Annotated in this window: 17 protein-coding genes and 1 pseudogene; 5 read left to right on the top strand and 13 right to left on the bottom strand. The window is 42.1% G+C overall.

The features are described 5' to 3' along the window. Window positions 1-178: 178 nt before the first annotated feature. The 5 genes from G7B18_RS17295 to hutH form a co-directional block, all read right to left on the bottom strand. Window positions 179-1,057, bottom strand: a complete 879-nt coding sequence (locus tag G7B18_RS17295) for a pirin family protein (protein WP_164112757.1) — start codon at window positions 1,055-1,057, stop codon at window positions 179-181. A 135-nt stretch (window positions 1,058-1,192) separates the two neighbouring features. Continuing rightward, a complete protein-coding gene (gene hutG / locus G7B18_RS17290) occupies window positions 1,193-2,152 on the bottom strand; it encodes a formimidoylglutamase (RefSeq protein ID WP_164123607.1) in 960 nt (319 codons plus the stop codon). 6 nt (window positions 2,153-2,158) lie between these two features. Further along, window positions 2,159-4,165 carry a urocanate hydratase gene (locus G7B18_RS17285; protein WP_164112759.1) on the bottom strand — a complete coding sequence of 669 codons (2,007 nt, stop codon included), beginning with the start codon at window positions 4,163-4,165 and terminating at the stop codon, window positions 2,159-2,161. 2 nt (window positions 4,166-4,167) lie between these two features. Next, the gene (gene hutI / locus G7B18_RS17280; protein ID WP_164112760.1) at window positions 4,168-5,415 is read right to left on the bottom strand and encodes an imidazolonepropionase; all 1,248 of its coding nucleotides are present in this window, start codon (window positions 5,413-5,415) and stop codon (window positions 4,168-4,170) included. Between the two features lie 2 nt (window positions 5,416-5,417). Beyond that, window positions 5,418-6,977, bottom strand: a complete 1,560-nt coding sequence (hutH, locus tag G7B18_RS17275) for a histidine ammonia-lyase (RefSeq protein WP_164112761.1) — start codon at window positions 6,975-6,977, stop codon at window positions 5,418-5,420. Window positions 6,978-7,055: 78 nt separating this feature from the next. On the opposite strand from hutH, the gene G7B18_RS17270 reads away from it, so the two are divergent. After that, window positions 7,056-7,958, top strand: a complete 903-nt coding sequence (locus G7B18_RS17270; RefSeq protein WP_164123606.1) for a LysR family transcriptional regulator — start codon at window positions 7,056-7,058, stop codon at window positions 7,956-7,958. A gap of 14 nt (window positions 7,959-7,972) precedes the next feature. Here the strand turns inward: G7B18_RS17270 and G7B18_RS17265 are convergent, their stop codons facing one another. After that, window positions 7,973-8,614 (bottom strand): TetR/AcrR family transcriptional regulator, encoded by a 642-nt coding sequence (locus G7B18_RS17265; RefSeq protein WP_164123604.1) that lies wholly within the window; start codon window positions 8,612-8,614, stop codon window positions 7,973-7,975. An 815-nt stretch (window positions 8,615-9,429) separates the two neighbouring features. Between G7B18_RS17265 and G7B18_RS17260 the strand changes: the two genes are divergently transcribed. Then, complete coding sequence (locus G7B18_RS17260; protein WP_164123602.1) at window positions 9,430-10,266, top strand: GLPGLI family protein; 837 nt, start codon at window positions 9,430-9,432, stop codon at window positions 10,264-10,266. 52 nt (window positions 10,267-10,318) lie between these two features. Then, the gene (locus G7B18_RS17255) at window positions 10,319-12,964 is read left to right on the top strand and encodes a TonB-dependent receptor (protein ID WP_164123600.1); all 2,646 of its coding nucleotides are present in this window, start codon (window positions 10,319-10,321) and stop codon (window positions 12,962-12,964) included. 89 nt (window positions 12,965-13,053) lie between these two features. On the opposite strand, the gene G7B18_RS19260 is transcribed toward G7B18_RS17255, so the two are convergent. The 6 genes and pseudogenes from G7B18_RS19260 to G7B18_RS17230 all read right to left on the bottom strand — a co-directional run bounded on the left by G7B18_RS19260 (window position 13,054) and on the right by G7B18_RS17230 (window position 15,902). Then, a complete protein-coding gene (locus G7B18_RS19260) occupies window positions 13,054-13,188 on the bottom strand; it encodes a hypothetical protein (protein ID WP_262886629.1) in 135 nt (44 codons plus the stop codon). 30 nt (window positions 13,189-13,218) lie between these two features. Further along, window positions 13,219-13,380, bottom strand: a complete 162-nt coding sequence (locus tag G7B18_RS17250) for a hypothetical protein (protein ID WP_164123598.1) — start codon at window positions 13,378-13,380, stop codon at window positions 13,219-13,221. A gap of 115 nt (window positions 13,381-13,495) precedes the next feature. Then, entirely contained in the window at window positions 13,496-13,933 is a 438-nt protein-coding gene (locus G7B18_RS17245; protein WP_164123596.1) for a DUF5675 family protein, read from the bottom strand. 8 nt (window positions 13,934-13,941) lie between these two features. Then, window positions 13,942-14,475, bottom strand: a pseudogene (locus G7B18_RS19455) (DUF6266 family protein). Between the two features lie 67 nt (window positions 14,476-14,542). Beyond that, on the bottom strand, window positions 14,543-14,911 hold the full coding sequence (locus G7B18_RS17235) for a DUF6266 family protein (protein WP_164123593.1): 369 nt from the start codon (window positions 14,909-14,911) through the stop codon (window positions 14,543-14,545). Beyond that, the gene (locus tag G7B18_RS17230; RefSeq protein WP_164123591.1) at window positions 14,859-15,902 is read right to left on the bottom strand and encodes a TolC family protein; all 1,044 of its coding nucleotides are present in this window, start codon (window positions 15,900-15,902) and stop codon (window positions 14,859-14,861) included. The genes G7B18_RS17235 and G7B18_RS17230 overlap by 53 nt, the downstream gene beginning before the upstream one ends. Before the next feature lie 466 nt (window positions 15,903-16,368). Here G7B18_RS17230 and G7B18_RS17225 point away from each other — a divergent pair, with 466 nt between their 5' ends. Further along, complete coding sequence (locus G7B18_RS17225; protein ID WP_164123589.1) at window positions 16,369-16,593, top strand: hypothetical protein; 225 nt, start codon at window positions 16,369-16,371, stop codon at window positions 16,591-16,593. 80 nt (window positions 16,594-16,673) lie between these two features. After that, window positions 16,674-17,456, top strand: coding sequence for a GLPGLI family protein (locus G7B18_RS17220; RefSeq protein WP_164123588.1), 783 nt, complete (start codon window positions 16,674-16,676; stop codon window positions 17,454-17,456). Between the two features lie 304 nt (window positions 17,457-17,760). On the opposite strand, the gene G7B18_RS17215 is transcribed toward G7B18_RS17220, so the two are convergent. Then, the gene (locus G7B18_RS17215; protein ID WP_164123586.1) at window positions 17,761-18,351 is read right to left on the bottom strand and encodes a pentapeptide repeat-containing protein; all 591 of its coding nucleotides are present in this window, start codon (window positions 18,349-18,351) and stop codon (window positions 17,761-17,763) included. Window positions 18,352-18,469 lie beyond the last annotated feature (118 nt).

Here is an 18,469-nt window from a genome sequence, read left to right as displayed (position 1 = left end):
TAAGCACTCAAACCAAAACTAAACATTTAGTTACTAAAAAATCGTAAAAATATGTTAAATTATATTTATGCAAATGTTAAATATTAATGTTAACATTTTTCTAATAATTAAACATATCGGTTATACAAAAAAAAGACCGATCCATTTTGGATCAGTCTTTCCTTAATCTTTTAGTTCACTATTCTGCTCCAGGAAACGGAACATAATCATCATCTCCTGGTACTTTAGGGAATTCTCTGGAAATCCATTTTTGTTTCGCTTCCTCATTAACAGCTTTATCCGTAGCGACAAAGTTCCAAGAGATAAATCGTTCCTCAGGAAAAGGTTCTCCTCCAAAAATATACACCGTCGTTTTTGCTTTCATAGTAAACGCACATAAATGGGCGTCTTTTGTTATTAAAATCTGCTTGGGTCCATAGTCGAAGCCATTACTTTCGATAGCCCCTTCCAAAATATATAATCCACTCTCTCCATATAATTCACCACGGATATCAATAAGAACATCCTTATTTCCCGTCTTAATCTCAATCATATATAACTTGCTATACACCGGAACCGGAGATTGTTTACCAAAGGCTTGCCCTGCTATCAATTTATACGAAACTCCATCTTGTATCCATGAGGGTATATCCTGAGCCTCGGTATGGTGGAATTCAGGATCCATAAATTCTAGTTCCTTTGGTAATGCTACCCAGATCTGCAACCCATGCATAAACTTATCTCGGTGACGAAGATATTCTGGCGTGCGCTCCGAGTGTGTCACTCCTTTTCCTGCTGTCATCCAATTTACGGCGCCTGGCTTTATCTCCATCGCGGTACCTAAACTATCACGGTGAAATATCGCACCATCAAAAAGATAAGTAAGTGTCGATAGACCTATATGTGGATGAGGGCCCACATCAAGATTCTCATGATCTGCAAGACAGACTGGCCCCATATGATCGATAAACACAAAAGGTCCTATCGCTCTCTTTTGTCTAAAAGGTAATAGCCTACCTACCAAAAAATTACCAATGTTGGCAGCGGTTTCTTCTCTAATAAAATCAATATTTGACATGGTATATCTCCTTCTTTGTTATATCTAAAGTTACATAATATATGTTAGTTATAAACTGAAGAAAATTCGAAAAAACACCATCCTACAAAGGTGTGCCTAGCAAGGTACACCTTTGTAGGATAAGAACCATCTTCTTTAAAACTTCTGTAAGATCTTAAAGATCAAATCAGAGCCTAACTTAGTGGTTCGCTGATCAATATCATATACCGGATTTAACTCGGCGACATCCACACTTACTAAATTAGGCAAACTGATAATTGCCTGAAAAATCTGTTGAAAGGTTACATCGGGAATAAGGCCATTAAAAGCCAAGGCACTCACCCCTGGAGCATAAGGCGCAGCAAAAGCATCTAAATCTATCGTCAGATAAACCAGATCTACCTGAACTGCAAAATCATGCACCGCCTTTAGTATTTCCTGCATGTTACCTTCGTGGACATCTTCAGCCTTTATAATCTTAGTTCCTTTATCCTTAGCATAAGCTAATAGCGATGGCGTGTTAGAAATATCTTGAATCCCTAACGCCAAATAATGAAGAGGCTTTCCTTCCCGAGACAGATCATCCGCTATCTGATAAAATCCTGTACCCGAATTTCCTACACCATCTTTCAGGGGACGAATATCCAGATGTGCATCGATATTAATAATTCCAATGGATTTACCCTCTATATGCAATCCCTTAAAGTGCGCATAGGTAATCTCATGCCCTCCTCCCAATAAGAGAGGAAACCCGCCTTGCTGGCGGATCTTGGCAACGAGTTCAGCCAGCCGCTGTTGGGCTGCTTCCAGCCCGGTATCTGGACAATACACGTCTCCCCCATCCAGTAATCGAATTTGACCCGAGAAATGCACCGGCAATCCTCCTAATATTTTTCGGAACTGAGCAGGGCCATTCTGAGCACCTACCCTTCCCTGATTACGGCGCACGCCTTCATCACAACAAAAACCTAATAGCACAACTGCATTTTTCAGTTCTTGTGTTTCGTCCAGATCGATAGAACGCACCTCTTGATGCCAGCGTCGCAGACCTTGCACTGTACCATCAACACGACCTGCCCAATGCCCGGGATCCCCTGGTTGATATAATGATTTCATAATGACCTATTCAAAAAGTTTATCCAACACCGCAGTATCAACCAATTCGGCCTTTGTAACCTTCAATGTAGGGCTTCGCTTCAGTTCTGTTTCTATCGCCTGCATAGCTTCTTTATTGCGGGCCCAAGCTCTACGTGCGATTCCATTATTAACATCAAAGAACAACATATTGCGCAATTTCTCTTCTGCAGCGGCGGAACCGTCCAGCAACATACCGAAACCACCGTTGATTACCTCACCCCATCCTACACCGCCACCGTTATGGATAGACACCCATGTAGCACCTCTGAAACTATCACCGATTACATTATGTATCGCCATATCGGCCGTAAATTTACTACCATCATAGATATTGCTCGTCTCCCGATAAGGCGAATCCGTACCACTCACGTCATGGTGATCTCTACCCAATACCACAGGCGCGGACAACTGACCGCTTTGCACCGCATCGTTAAATGCTTTTGCAATCCTTGTGCGTCCTAATGCATCTGCATATAGGATACGCGCTTGAGAACCGACCACTAAGCGGTTTTCTTCCGCATCTGCTATCCATTTTATATTATCTGCGAGTTGCTGTTTTATTTCTTCCGGCGCTTCCTCTTGTAGCTCCTTCATCACTTCTAGAGCGATTCGGTCAGTCGTACGAAGATCCTCAGCTTTGCCCGAAGTACACACCCAACGGAACGGCCCAAAGCCATAGTCAAAACACATCGGACCTAGGATGTCCTGTACATAAGACGGGTATTTAAAGTTAATACCATCTACAGCCAATACATCTGCTCCTGCACGCGAGGCTTCCAACAGAAAAGCATTTCCATAATCGAAAAAGTAGGTTCCACGTGCAGCATGCTTATTAATAGCATTGGCCTGTCTCACCAAAGATTGTTGTACCGCCTTTTTAAATTCTTCGGGTTCTTCTGCAATCATCCTATTCGCCTCCTCAAAACTATATCCTACCGGATAGTATCCACCAGACCAAGGATTATGCAATGAAGTCTGGTCCGAACCAACCGTAACAAATACTTCTTGCTCATAAAAAGCTTCCCATACATCTACCACGTTACCTATATAAGCCAATGACACGACTTCTTCCTCTTGGATTGCCTGTTGCACCCGGGATATAAGTCCCTGCATATTTTCATGTAGCTCGTCGACCCAACCCTGTTCGTGGCGCTTGCGTGCCGCAGCGGGATTCACTTCTGCACATACCGTAACACAACTTGCTATATTTCCAGCCTTAGGCTGTGCACCACTCATCCCCCCCAATCCCGAAGTCAGGAAAACTTTGCCCCGAGAACTATCGCCCTTCTTCAGATGTTTACGAAAAGCATTCATGACTGTAATCGTAGTACCATGTACAATACCCTGTGGGCCAATATACATGTACGAACCTGCGGTCATCTGTCCATATTGCGTAACCCCCAACGCATTGAAGCGCTCCCAATCATCGGGCTTGGAATAGTTAGGAATCATCATCCCGTTGGTCACCACAACTCTTGGTGCTGAAGTGGATGAAGGAAACAATCCCATCGGATGTCCTGAGTACATATGCAGGGTCTGCTCGTCCGTCATCTTTGCCAAATATTGCATCGTCAACAGATACTGTGCCCAGTTCTGGAATACAGCACCATTACCCCCATAAGTAATCAGCTCATGAGGATGCTGTGCTACCGCTGGGTCCAAATTATTCTGTATCATCAGCATAATCGCTGCCGCTTGACGGCTTTGCGCTGGATACTCTTCTATCGGGCGAGCATACATCGCATAGGTTGGGCGGAAACGATACATATAGATCCGTCCATAGCTACGCAGTTCCTCTAAGAAGTCTGCCGCTAGTTCTTCATGCCATCCTGCAGGAAAATAACGTAGCGCATTTGCGATAGCCAATCGTTCTTCGTCTTTCGTGAGTATCGGTTTACGCACCGGAGCATGGCTCACCGAAGCGTCTAAAGCCACTTTAGCTGGCAAGTGATCCGGTATACCTTGTATTATTTCATTTTTAAATTTCTGCATGATTATTTTAAATTAGATCGAACCGCTGCCCCGTTCTTCCAGACAGCCGATGGTTGCAATGCACCTTGTAGGTAAGTGATGTTCTGATAATTGTTCGTATCGTAGATGACAAAGTCAGCTAACTGCCCTTCGACCAACCGACCTCTATCAGAGAGATTCAAGGCTTGGGCTGCTCTGAACGTAACAGCTGCCAACACTTCAGCATTGGAGAGTTTCTCCATCGTTGCCAAAATACTAGCCGATGCAATGAGCTGTCCCATAGGTGCCGAACCTGGATTCCAATCAGTTGCAATTGCCAACGAGGCACCTGCATCCAATAAGCGTCGGGCTGGTGTAAATGCACAGCCTATCCCTAGAGAAGCTGCAGGCAACGCGACAGCTACTACATCCGAATCAGCAAGTAGTGCAATCTCTGCATCTGTTGAGGCCTCCAGATGATCGGCCGATACCGCATCAAAAGCCACAGCGACCGCAGATCCTGAGGTACTGAATTGATCCGCATGTACAGTGATCTTAAAGCCCATCTCTTTTGCTTTTTCGAAATAATCCTGAATATCTTCTGCCGAAAAGGCGGTCTGTTCGATAAAAGCATCTATCCGCTCAGTCAGCTTCTCCTCCTTCAAAACAGGGAAAAGGTCTGCCGCCATAAGAGCCAGGTATTCTTTCGCTGTCCCCTCAAAATCTTTTGGCTTCATGTGCGCTGCCAGACAAGTTGGGACAAGATCCATCTCCACTTCCGTATTAGCCTGCTTGACTGCCCGCAATGTCTTCAGCTCTTCATCCTTATTAAGTCCGTACCCACTTTTCACCTCTACAGTGGTAACGCCTTGCAGCAAAAGATAAGCTGCCCTACGCTTTGTCAATTCCTTCAGTTCCTCTTGTGTCGCCTCACGTGTATGTTTGACCGTACTCCAAATGCCACCACCGGACTGTGCTATCTCTAAATAGGAACTTCCAGCATTGCGCATCGCAAAATCATTAGCACGATTCCCACCAAAGGCAATGTGAGTATGACAATCTACAAATGAAGGTAAACAGACCTTATCTTCCTTGATCAACTGCACCTCTACCGCATCTCCCGTCTGACTACGGAGTGTCTCAAAATCGCCTACCGCTTTGACTTTTCCATTTTCGATCCATAGACCGCCCTGCTCGATAACCTCTAGCTGACTGTCATTCAACGCACCTTTAAGAGGCAGATCACGCATAGTTAGCAACTGCCTAAAAGGCCCTATAAGTACTTCGTTCATCCCTAATAATTTTCAAAATGTTCAACACCTGCGCCAAAATACGCTTTATCACCTGAAGCTTTGGCCAACTCAACCAATTCACCCGATTTTACCAATGCCAACGCTTTGTCCATAATATCCTGCATAGGCTGATCTTCTTCCAGATGAGGAATATGCTTGCGGATATGCTGATGTAGAGCTTCAACAGCAGCTGTAGATTGCAGTGGACTATGGAAATCCTTAGCTTGTGCTGCGCAAAGCAGCTCTACACTTAATATCTTATCCACATTGTCAATAACCTGCAATAACTTTCTACCGGATATCGACCCCATACTCACATGATCTTCCTGTCCCATCGATGTGGGTATACTATCTGCCGAAGCAGGGAAACAAAGTCCTTTATTCTCGCTGGCAATAGCAGCAGTTGTATACTGCAAAATCATAAAACCAGAATTTAGACCTGTTGCCTTCATCAACAACTTAGGCACCCCATTTGTTTCTCCCTCTAAGGAAAGATACACTCTACGATCGGATATATTCCCCAATTCACTAACAGCTAGTGTCGCATAATCCAACGGAAGTGCGATAGGTTGCCCATGGAATGAGCCTCCACTAATGGTCAGTTCACTATTTATAATAATAGGGTTGTCTGTTACTGCATTAATCTCTGTTTCAATAATTTCTTTAAAATGTAACCAAGCGTTGCGGGAAGCACCATGCACCTGTGGTATACAGCGCATGGAATAAGGATCCTGTACTCTCGAACAGTTCTTATGCGACTCTAAAATTGCAGAACCCGACAACAGGTTATATATCGTCGAAGCGACAAACACATTTCCCTTATACGGTCTCAACTGGTGTAATTCGCTAAAGAACGGTTTGATAGAACCATTCAGCCCTTCAATCATCAAGGTAGCAATCAGGTCAGCGTTATTCATCAATCTGTTCATCTCGACAACAGCCTTCACGCCATGCGCAGCCATAAACTGTGTTCCGTTGATCAATGCTAACCCCTCTTTTGCTCCCAAAGCCACAGGTTTTATCTGCAATTCATTCAACACATCGGCTGTATTGCGGATTTCATCTTTATAAAAGACCTTTCCAAGACCAATCAAAGGCAAGAATAGATGTGACAATGGTGCCAGATCACCGGAAGCCCCAACCGATCCTTGTTTCGGGACGACAGGAACGATATCCTGCTGGATATGCCAGATAATACGTTGTACTGTACTCAACTGTACCCCAGAAAAACCTTTGGACAAAGCATGTACCTTTAAAATCATCATCAACTTGGACAACTCCTTATCAATAGGCTCTCCTACTCCTACAGCATGACTCATCAAGATGTTCTCCTGCAGTTTACGGGTATCGTTCGCATCAATCAAAGTTGTGCATAACGGACCAAAACCTGTATTTATTCCATACACTACCTTGCCCGAATCCACGATTTCCTGTACATATCCTGCACTCTTCTCGATATCCTTTATTACTTCTTCTGTTAAGATACCATTCACTGTACCTCTTGCTATACCTAATGCAATGGAGCTCTGTAAAAAATCAACCCCGTATTTAAATATATTCATCTTATCTTTCGTTTTACCTCAAATTTAACAGCTATATTTGATAACTGGTAATACCATTTTAGTCAACCATTAATAACTATGAATTATCAAATAGAACTTCGACACCTCCATTATTTCAAGGTTTTAGCCGAAGAACTTCATTTCCGTAAAGCTGCGGATCGGCTTTTCATCTCCCAACCTGGACTGAGCAGACAGATCAAACAGATGGAAAGTATTTATAAGACAACATTATTTGAACGAACTAAACGTACAGTGCAATTGACTGAGGCTGGCAAATACCTTTTACACGAGGTTGAACTGTTATTCAGTCAACTCAGCAACATTCAAACACAGCTTGAAAAAATTACGGAGGGGAAGATAACATCACTCAAATTGGGATTTATTGGCTCTGCTGTACAGACTATTCTTCCCAAACTATTAGCTTCATTAAAGCAAAAGCAACCTTTGATCGACATCACGCTCAATGAGCTTAGCAATGAAATGCAACTCGAAATGCTTGGGCGTAATGAATTGGATTTTGGATTTGTACGTGTCGATGTTACGCCACCACATATAAAATCATTACCTATCCTAACCGAGCATTTCGCGCTTGTTATACCCAAGAATCACCCGCTCAAATCAAAGCCCAATCTTCAGCTGACAGACTTTAAAGACGAGCCCTTCATCCTATTTTCAAAAGCTTATAGTATTTCCTATTATGACCTGGTGATGAGCATATTTCGCGACCATGATTTTGTGCCCCATGTCACCCTACGAACTGTCAATGCATTAAGTATATTCAATCTGGTATCTCAGGGACTTGGAGTAGCGATAGTCCCCTCTTCGTTAAAAAACGGTTACAGTACAGATGTTGATTTTATCGAACTCGAACAGATACACCAACGTACGACCCTAACCCTGATTTGGAATAGGGAAAATAGAAGTCCAGGTATCCCCCTATTACTTCAAGTTGTAGCGACCCTGTTGCCAGAAGACTCTTAAGACAAGATTACTATTTATTTTTTATCGTACGCCCAAGAAAGGATGTCTTTCACGGCAGCACGTATCCGATCAAAACCGGCATCGTTCAATTCTATTTCCGAAACAGTAGCTTTCCTGTGTTTAGCATGCAGTACTAGGTAATACATCCCCGCCACGAGCAGGCTCGTTATCGCGCGTAGATCCACATTACGTCCTTCCAGCTCTTTATCAGCAAATGCATAGAACAGGGTACTCATCTTCTCCCGCTCACGTACTATCTGATCCATTACCTCAGACTCTGCACTTATCTGCCAAGTCACCACCTTTTGCATCTCCTCATCATTCATAAAGTGATCGAGCTGGCTCATCAACAAGGACTCTAAATAGCCCTTAGATCCCTCTGCAGACAGAGCACCAAAATGCTCCACCGCACCCGCCATCGCAGCAACCCAATAATCCTTTCCTTTGATATAGGTCTCTACTAGATTTTCGACAGATCCAAAATACAGCGAAATCAGCTTACGGTCTACTCCAGCCTGCTTAGAGATATTAGCTATCGTCAGTCCCGTATACCCTTTTTCTTTCAATACTTCCCCCACTGCAGCTAGGAGCTTACCCATGGTACGTTCCTTATCGTTTTTCTCCCCTTTATATGTCTTACGTATCTGTTTTGCCATAAAATATGTTGAATCCCATAAAAATAGAGATTCCCTTTCATTATATAAAATAATCAATATCTTCATTTAGATTTCTCCAGACGACCTGCCTTAACTATATGTCAGGCAACATTCAATTTTTTAAAGGTATTTTTCTTCCTATGTATCCACTTCAAACTTGGTTCCTAATCGCATACAGCCCAGTTTGCAGGATCAGCTCGGAGATCGTAGCAGAAGTTATAAAGTTCAATTAACGGAAGTTTGCTTTACCTCAATTGACGCCAAGCAACTACAACAAGGCCTATAAACACACACAAATAGCCCTTGCATGAGAAATTAAAACAACCCCTCAACAACAAATTCAAACATTATAAAAAAACATAAAAACCTAAAAAACAAATAATTAAAAAAACATAAACACAAAATTTAAAGAAATGCAAACAAAAAAAATATATTATTTCCTATATTAGAGAAAAAACTATCTCGAACATAAAAGAGAGCTCACAAATTCGTTCTTTTTCTCTCAATTAATTAACAAATAATCCAACGTGAGTGGATTAGCTTTAAACAATTTTTAGACATAAAAAAAATGAACAAAATTTCATTAAAGAATTTTAATCTAAAAGAAGTTGAACAATAATCAAAAGAACAATTAAAAGATGTTTTAGGTGGTTCTGTTTGGGTAACAGTCGAATGCAGATGCGGCAGTTCAACACATGTTACTGGATACAGAACAACTACGGAATGTGTTAACAACTGTATCGATATTTGTAACGCGAACTAAGCTCCATCATACGGCAATATCGATATGATAATGCCGTGCTATATAATGTAAAATGAAAAATCCTATTTATATAATCGCCGTATTAGTACTGACATGCAACTTTTTAAAGGCTCAAAATGTAAAAAAAGAACTCGTTGCTACCAAAGAAGCTGTTTATAAATACAGCTATGTATCAGATAGTACAGACAGCAGCAATCCGAAAGAAAGATTTATGAGCTTGCTCTGGGGCGAAGACGGCTCCGTATTCCAGCTGCAAAATAGACATCTGCAGGATTCAACTATTCTCGCAGATTATAAAGCAGGGAAAGAAAGAACAATTCATATTATCGGGAGCTTAGCTCCTATAAATGAAACAAATTATCAGATTTATAAGGCGGATAATAAAATAACTACCAAAGAGTCCTATCTCGGGAACAACATTTTATTTAATAAAGAGTTTCTGGTATACGAAGAGGGTATCGAAGATTTTGATTGGTCCATTAAAGAAGATACAGCCACAGTAGCCAACCTCCTTTGTCAAAAAGCGGAGTTAAATTTTGGAGGCAGAACGTGGATCGCCTGGTTTTCTTCCGAAATTCCCATTATGGATGGGCCTTACAAGTTTCAAGGGCTACCAGGACTTATCGTATCCATAGCCGACAGCCAAGAATATTTCAGATTTGATCTGATATCCTTCAGCGATGTTAACAAAACCGTGTATAATCCTATTCGAAAGGATGAGATTGTTATGAAAACAACAAAAAAGGGATTTTTCTCGCAAAGAGCCTATCACCGAAAAAACATGTACTCCATCCTTGTTGCTTCTGGTGTATATTCTGCCACAGAGGAAAACAGGAAAAAGGCACAAAAAATCACCGTGGAGGACAACAATCATATTGAGAAACAGTAATTACGCTGAAAGAAGCCAATAAACATATCCAACAACATTATCAGAAGAAATCTTGCGTTATATCATCAGCCACCTACTCCTTATTTTTATCTGCAGCAGCGTACACGCACAGACAATAGTAACCGGAAAGCTACTAGACGAGCAGCAGAAGCCCGTCCACAATGTATCTGTATCGTACAAAAAAGCTGGAAGTACAGCCCTATCCGGGTTTACAAAAACAGACCAGCAGGGCAAATTTGAACTTGTTGTAAAACTTGTTGGTGCCGACAGTCTACAGCTCGACTTCAACCATATGGCTTATGCCAAAAAATCCGTAACCGTCGTCAACGCCACGGCCAACTACGCTTTTGTCCTTCAGCAGCAAGCACGACAGATCGAAGAGGTCAAAGTCGGCAACATCCCTATCTACAAACGCAAAGACACCATAAATTATGATGTCAATAAGTTTACTTCAGCACAGGACCGCGTTATCGCCGATATCATCAAGAAGCTACCCGGCATCGAGATGCGAGGCGACCAGATACTCTACCAAGGCAAACCCATACAGAAATACATGGTCAACAACCTCGATCTGATGGAAGGCCGATACGGTATGATCAATAACAACCTACCGGCCGATGCCGTCAAAAATGTACAGATCGTCGAAAACGACCAGCCTATCAAGATCTTGGACTCTTTGGTATTTTCCGATAGGGCATCTTTAAATCTAGAGCTCAAGAAATTCACCTCCACCGGAACCGGAAAAGTAGGCACTGGCCTATCTCCTGCCCTGTGGGACGTCAACCTCACACCGATGACCTTTGGAAAGACCTTCCAGATGCTCAACAGCTTCCAATCCAATAATATCGGACATGACGTCGCCAAGGATCTTCGCTCGTTTTATACGGGAGGTTATTCCTTTGGTGGCAATAACAGTACCAAAGAAGGACCATCCTATATCTCGGTGCGTAGCGTAGCCAGCCCCAGCTTCGACCAGAAGAGATGGCTCGACAATAAAATATTCCTATTCAGCACCAACGTGCTTCAAAAGCTGAAAAGCGGTATTGAGCTAAAAGGCAACGTTTCCTATTACGATGACACGCGAAAAACACGAGGCTACAGCAACACTCAGTATTTTACAAGCAGCGAGGTGATCCAAAATAGAGAAGCTGTAGACAACAGCTCCCGCATACATGCACTGGATGCTGGCTTACTGATCGAGAAGAACGAGAAGCAGATCTACCTACGCAACATGTTCAAATACCACAAACGCTGGAACAGTGATCGCGGCCATCTGCTCTTTAATGAAGATACCCCTATAGCGCAGCGACGCCAGTATACCGACGAGGCCCTTTTAAATACGCTATCCCTGGCTCGGCTCTTTGGAAAACAGCTGGTCAATATAAGCTCTAGCATAGAGTGGCATCGCACGCCACAACAGCTCTCGGTCTCGCCGGGGCAGTTTTCCGATATATTAAACGGAGGCAAGCCATACGAGCAGATGAGCCAGTATGTCCGCTACAATGACTTCAACTGGACCAACAGCATCGGTTTCATGCGCAAATTTAAGGGCTGGACATTTGCCCCTAAACTTGCGTTGGATTATCTGGGCAGCAGTCTGGACACCTATATAGACAAGCGCGATCAGGGGCACACAGAGACACTACAGGATGGCTTTATTAATGATATGGACAATTCGCGTCTGCGCCTAGGCCCCAGTATACGTATTGACTGGGAAAACAACAAGTGGAAATTTCACGCAAACCTTCCCTATGACATCTACTATTTTAACGTAACCCAACAGGGAGACAAGACACTGGATAGAGCGATTCGCCATACTTTTGTCCCATCCACAGGGCTTACCTACCTGCTCAATAGCAATCATGATATCAGCAGCAATTTCTCCGCAGGACGTAGTTTTGGTGGTCTGGACAATTTCTATAACGGCTATATCATCAGCCAGTACCGAAATATGCAGCACTACGATGCGCGCCTGTTGCGTACAGACCAAATAAATGCTGGGATGGGCTACAACTACAAGAACACCTTAAAAGCAAATTTTGCCAACTTTTCCTACAGCTACGCCAACAGCCGCCGCGACTATATATTCGACACCACTATCGATGATTCCGGACGCAGTACGACTGGGATCAAAGACCTGATGAGCGCCAAAAGTAGACATAGTCTTCAAGGTGGGGTATCGCGGTTTTTCTCCCCAATCAAGACGGTAGTCAAGCTTAATGGTACCAGCGCCTGGGCTGTATCCGATTATTTTCTCAATGACAACATGGTCAAACAGCACACACAGGACAATTCGATACGGGTAGATATCGTCAATAATCTTTCCGAAGTACTATCTGGAGATTACAAGTTAAGTTTCGGGCGTATGGTAAACAAGCTGGCCGAAGGCAATAAAAACAAAATAAGCTACAACAACCATCAGCTGAATCTTGCGTTTTATCCCATAGCCAACCACAGCCTCATCGCATCCAACTACTGGTACGGCAATAATATACCCGGACAAAAGAGCCAGTACTTCTTGGATGCCACATACCGCCATCAAGTCAAAAAATGGCGCACCGACATCGAGTTGTCGGCAATCAATCTATTGAATAATGACAACTACATACAGCAGTTTTCGAGCAGTTACGAACTGGTGCAGAGTTATTTTGAACTACGCCCCAGACAGATTATGCTGTCAACACGATTTAAGTTTTGAAAACAAACTGGAAGTAACCAAACAGGCCATCTTAATCAAAAGATGACCTATTCCTTTTATCAATTACGCGCTCTCCTTGCCAGCAGCTGCTAGACAATATAACTGGCCAGTGTACCTATCACCGCCATGACCAATGTCTGTAAGATATCACCCAGTGTGATCGAAGCCCATATCGAGCACAGCGTACCACCTAGGGTACCTGCTCTTATTTCGCTAATTTTCATTATTTTAGAGTTATTATATTATTAGTCATCCTACTTGACAGACTCGCTTATACGATCATTATCAGAAATTACAGACTCATTAACTGGCTCACTCGATAATTCGCCTGTCCCGACTTCATCAGGGTTAACGTCTTTCCTTGTCACCGCCTCCAGTACCCCTAGCCCAACAGCTACGTATTTAATAATATTCAATGCCTTTCCCGGCAATTTGATCGCGCCAGCAGCAACACCTGCACCGCTTGGCTTATTTTTTTGATGATTTTGTTCATTTAATTTTAAGTTATGATGATTAAGAAAGCCCCCCTAACTACCCAATACGCAATACTACAATCCCCTTCCCTACCGCCTCTACAACCAGCTCATACAGCCTCTTGTAAGCCTTCGTCGAATCATACACTGTATAGTCTCCAGCGTATAGTTTGAAATAATCACCCAGCAACGGACAACCGGCTGTTTCGGAAAAGTAATTACCGATATGGATATACACATGCGAAAAATTCGGAATCGCCTTAATCTCTAGCATACCGCGGTGTAGCCCCGGAAATTTCAACTTGTATTCACCATTCATTCCACCATCCAGGTTGAATCCTATCCTATACACCCCAGCTTGTATTGCAGTCTTTCCTTTGACCTTCACCTTGCACACCAGGGGCTCCAGACCATAGCAAAAGAAATCACCGTCAATATAGATTTCCGAAAGGGCACTGTTCTTCCCCTTACGAATACGTTTAAGCTCGATCTGCATAATACTCCTTAATACTGACCCAGATAAACAGACCTAGAAACCTGACTTTGCTCTCGGTTATGGCACATTAGGTAAATGTGCACCTCCATTCCATCGTAATCCGCTAGCTGCACCTTCAGCTGACCATCTTTGCGTCGAGCAGGAGCTACATTACGAAAGGCCTGCCTTCCTCGTATGTCATAAGCACACACGATCACCACATCATCATGATGCCTCCCTTACTGCAAGTCATCAGCCTCCCATCGAACCAGCAGCTCTCTATCCGTACGTACTACCGTAGGCTGTGCGGGGTTGCACAGTGCCCCTTCACTGATACGGACTTGCGAGATATCAATATCTACCTTCGGAAAGCGACCAATCACCGCATTGTTCAGCACGCGAGACATCGCCCGTCCCATAGCCGTCTTACCTTTCTGTCGTGTAGCAAACCCTAGCTTGATCAGCGGCGCTAGTGGCGATAAAAACCTAGAAGCCAAACTAAACCGAAATCTATTATCGGTACGACCATCCAGTACCGAGCTGCATCCATTCTGTAAAATCATTTTTTGATATCGTTAATGTGTAAGAATAAAGATTGGTGGCCCCCACCACCAATCTATCAGATTGAGGCTACCTAAAGAAGATCCATCCCCCCAGATATGAGGTACGCGACACCCTCTTGACCTTGCGATCCGAAAAGAAGATCCACACATACCCTTTACCCCCTAAGAAGTGTGCAGGCAACACCTCTACCACTTGTCCATCTGCACGGGTTGGCAACACCGCGGTCGTGATGAATTCGTCGACCTCGGGTTGATACAGTAAGATATACACCCGATCATCATCCATCGTGACGGCCATCTCATTGAGCTGTGTCGACCAGGTAACCGTGAGCTCGCCTGCCGCTACAACAGCAGACATGGTACCTGCCAGCATCAGATTACCATCACTGATACGGATCGCTGCATAATCCAGTTTTAGATCCGGATAGACACCCACAACAGCCCGGTTGATATTTTCGCTCAGCGCTACATTTGATGGTGTACTGCGATCGCACACTTCTGCCCAAAACCGATACGCAGTAGAGGCAATATGCGCCTGTCAGGTAATCCTTACGCTCGGATGAATAATTCGTACCGTACCCGCCAGAAAAACTTACGGTAGGGTAATTAGAACCTTTTGCATATTTTAGATTAAGTTCGGATTGCCTTAAAGATAGAGCGGCCAATTGTATAGTTGGATCATCTGCACCGCTCGTTTTGCCACCTGATAATAATACTCCGGTTGCTAGCTTTAGGATAGGATTTTCGATAGAAATAGAGTCTGTCAAAGGTATCCCAAGCAATTGTTTCAAAGCGATCAGACTATTGGTATAAGAAGTCAAATTGATGATCCCCGTCAATTCGCTACTCGCCACCTGGCTCTCCGCCTGTGCTACATCGACGAGTGTATTGGTCTCCAATTGAAATTTGATCTGTTCCTGATTTAACTGTTCTTGCGCAAATTGCAACTGCCTCTGACTCGTCTGGTGCAGCGACTTATTGGCTACTGCCTCGAAGTACCTGGCCAATAGCTCCAGTTTAAGAGATTGTTCTAGTCTATTCATCTGCACTTCTTTACTCTCCAGTCCTATCAGCGACTGTTTGAGTTTATTCCGTAATGCAAATCCTTGAAATAACGTTGCACGGGTACTGATATTGGCATTGGCATTATTTGACCATTTATTGCCTGTGATCAGCTGCCCCGCCACTTGGTCAAAGGCAAGACCTAGATTATAGCTATGCCCCACCCCAAAAGAGAGTGTAGGAATATAAGCATTCTTCGCATCCTTGACATCCTCCTCGGCCAGTAGGATATTGATATTGGCCTGACGGATATCCTCATTCTGAGACCTTAGCAAAACCAAGCAATACTCCAACGTTAACTTAGTTTGAGCATTCAAAACCGTACATATAAAGAACAAAGAAAAACTTAGCTTTATACTTGTCATAAATTATTTGGATCAGGTTTTATTTCTATCATAAATTTTCCCAACAACAGGACACAATCAACAATAAAGTACCAAAACAACAAAAGTCTACAACAATAAATAGAATGAGAGCAAATTAAATTACTGAATAAATACAACAAAACCAATAATAAAGAAAACATTCAATAAAAATATTTTACCGTTAATGTGAAATTAATTTTAGAAAAGCAATTTTTATTTCTAACTTTAATAACAACAAGATAGAACCATATAAACTGCATTTAACTAAAACTCTCAAAAGAAACAACAGCGACTTAAAAACTTCGAAAACAATCGCTAATGCGATAAAAAGATTTTTTTTAGAAAAAGCCCGAGCCGGTTGCAAACGATCTCGGGCAAAGAAGAGAGCTCATACTTTCGTTCTTTTTCTCTCTTTTAATTAACAAGTAATCCTACGTGAGCGGAAACTAATAATAAATTTAATAAAATGAAAAAAAATTTATTAAAAAACCTCAATCTGAAAGGGGTCGAACAGTTGACAAAGGAACAATTGAAAAATGTATTCGGAGGTCGGAAAGCACCAATAGAAGAAACAAAATGCCCTTGGCAATGTGCGGTTTCAGGAGGTGGCGTATTACCTTGCTGCCAATCGTCTGGTTCAGCTTCCATTGATTTATATGACAGCATAGGTATAGAGGTAGATAGTTGCTAGGCAGGAATATCCTAACTTAAAAGAACAACGAATATATCAAATAGAGACTGTTCATTTGAACAGTCTCTAATAAACACATTATGCTTAGACTATTATTATTTCTAAAATTGAACCTATTACTAATACCTCTACAAGGTCAAACAAATATAGATCCCAGCATAAAAATAGGCTACACCATGAAGTATAAGCCGGACACGAATGCCACAGAGGAAATAGAAGAAGCTGTAGAGCTTATTATTAACGATAAATACGCTTACTTCTCTAGCTTAAAGGATTTAAAATCAGATTCGATAAAATATTTTGGCCTTAGTGAAAATGAGCATATAAGAGGCAAATCGAAAGAACTAAGGCTACTAAAGAACTACGAAAGCATGCGCGTAAAGCGGTTTTATTTTATCCTAAATGATATTTTTTATACGGAAGAGCCTTTGTATAGTATGGAATGGACAATTCTTCCGGACACCTCAACGATTTCGGGATACCTATGCCAAAATGCATTTACGATGCATGCCGGCAAGAAATGGATTGCATGGTTTTCTCATGATATTCCAATTCAGGAAGGCCCTTACAAATTCTCCGGTTTACCAGGGCTAATCATCAAATTAAATGACTCAAAAGATCTTTGGAGCTTCGATTTAAATAGAATCGAGAAGATTAAGCCTAAAGATATACTAATTCCATTTGAACAAAAAGCAAAGATTATAACCTCTGAAGAGCTACACAAAAAAGTTAGATACTACAAAAACAATGCAATAGAACTCGCTGAGGCAGCTGGCTTAACGAAAATACCTATTGAGTTACGCAAAAAACTAATTGAACAAAGTAAAGCGGACCTGAACAGACGTAATAACGAAATTGACTAATAAATTGAGGCGTATTGACACCCCTTGAATATTTAATATATAAATTTTTAATTGACACAAATTCAACAGAATACGCTAAAGAAATAGGTATATCGGCTTATTTTTAATTAAACAGATAAATGGAAAAGACAGAGCCGCATATAGAAAAAAGAATTGTTGCGACATTGTCACAACAATTGACAGAACACTATAGCAAGTGTCTATTTTAGGACGGGTCATAACACGATTGAGGGAGCTACACCTTATCTCAAAAAGAGATCTTTACAATACTGCTCACAGAGCAAGCGCTAGCCATGGCCTTTTTTTAACGTATCGAATCTTCGATATCCAGATCATATTTTAACAATAGAAGCTCCAATTGATGAACTCCAAATTTAGCCTTTTTCACCTTATTAAGGTCCAAGTCTAGAATTACATTTGTAGATGTTCTAAAATCGACCTTCTCGACGTTGGTCCCTACAAAAGTCGCCCCCAGTAGATCACAGTCCGCAAAAACGCTCGCTGACAAATCTGCTTCGCTAAAATCCACCTCATGCAAAGAGCACTTCAAAAAACGCATCTTCTTTAGATTTGCACCATAGAATATGGAATAGTCCAGCTGACAGTTGTCAAAAGAAAAAGAAAACATAAACTTGTTTAGCGAGGAAAAATCTACACCCATTATTTTGCAGTCTTTAAATATAATATTGCGTAAGCCAACACCTTGTAGATTCACCATAGACAGGTTGCAGGTTTCAAACTTACAATCCTCAAAGTCATTGGTTCTTAAATCAGATTTTGAAAAATCACAGCCTATAAAATGACAACGTATAAACTCGCGATTGCGCAGCGCTTTATCCGAATAATCTACCTGTTGAAAAATCTTGTCGGTGTGTATGACGATCTCCGTATTCATTTTTTATAAAATTCCTAAAGAATATAGAATCTTTAATTCTTTTGGAAAGATAGAAAAGATTTTAGTAGTATCAATTATAGTTAAATGAAAACACATTCAAAAAATGGGAGCCAACATT

Source organism: Sphingobacterium sp. xlx-130 (genome assembly GCF_011007405.1).
GTDB classification, from domain to species: Bacteria; Bacteroidota; Bacteroidia; order Sphingobacteriales; family Sphingobacteriaceae; genus Sphingobacterium; species Sphingobacterium luzhongxinii.
This window is presented reverse-complemented; position numbering and strand designations above follow the sequence as displayed.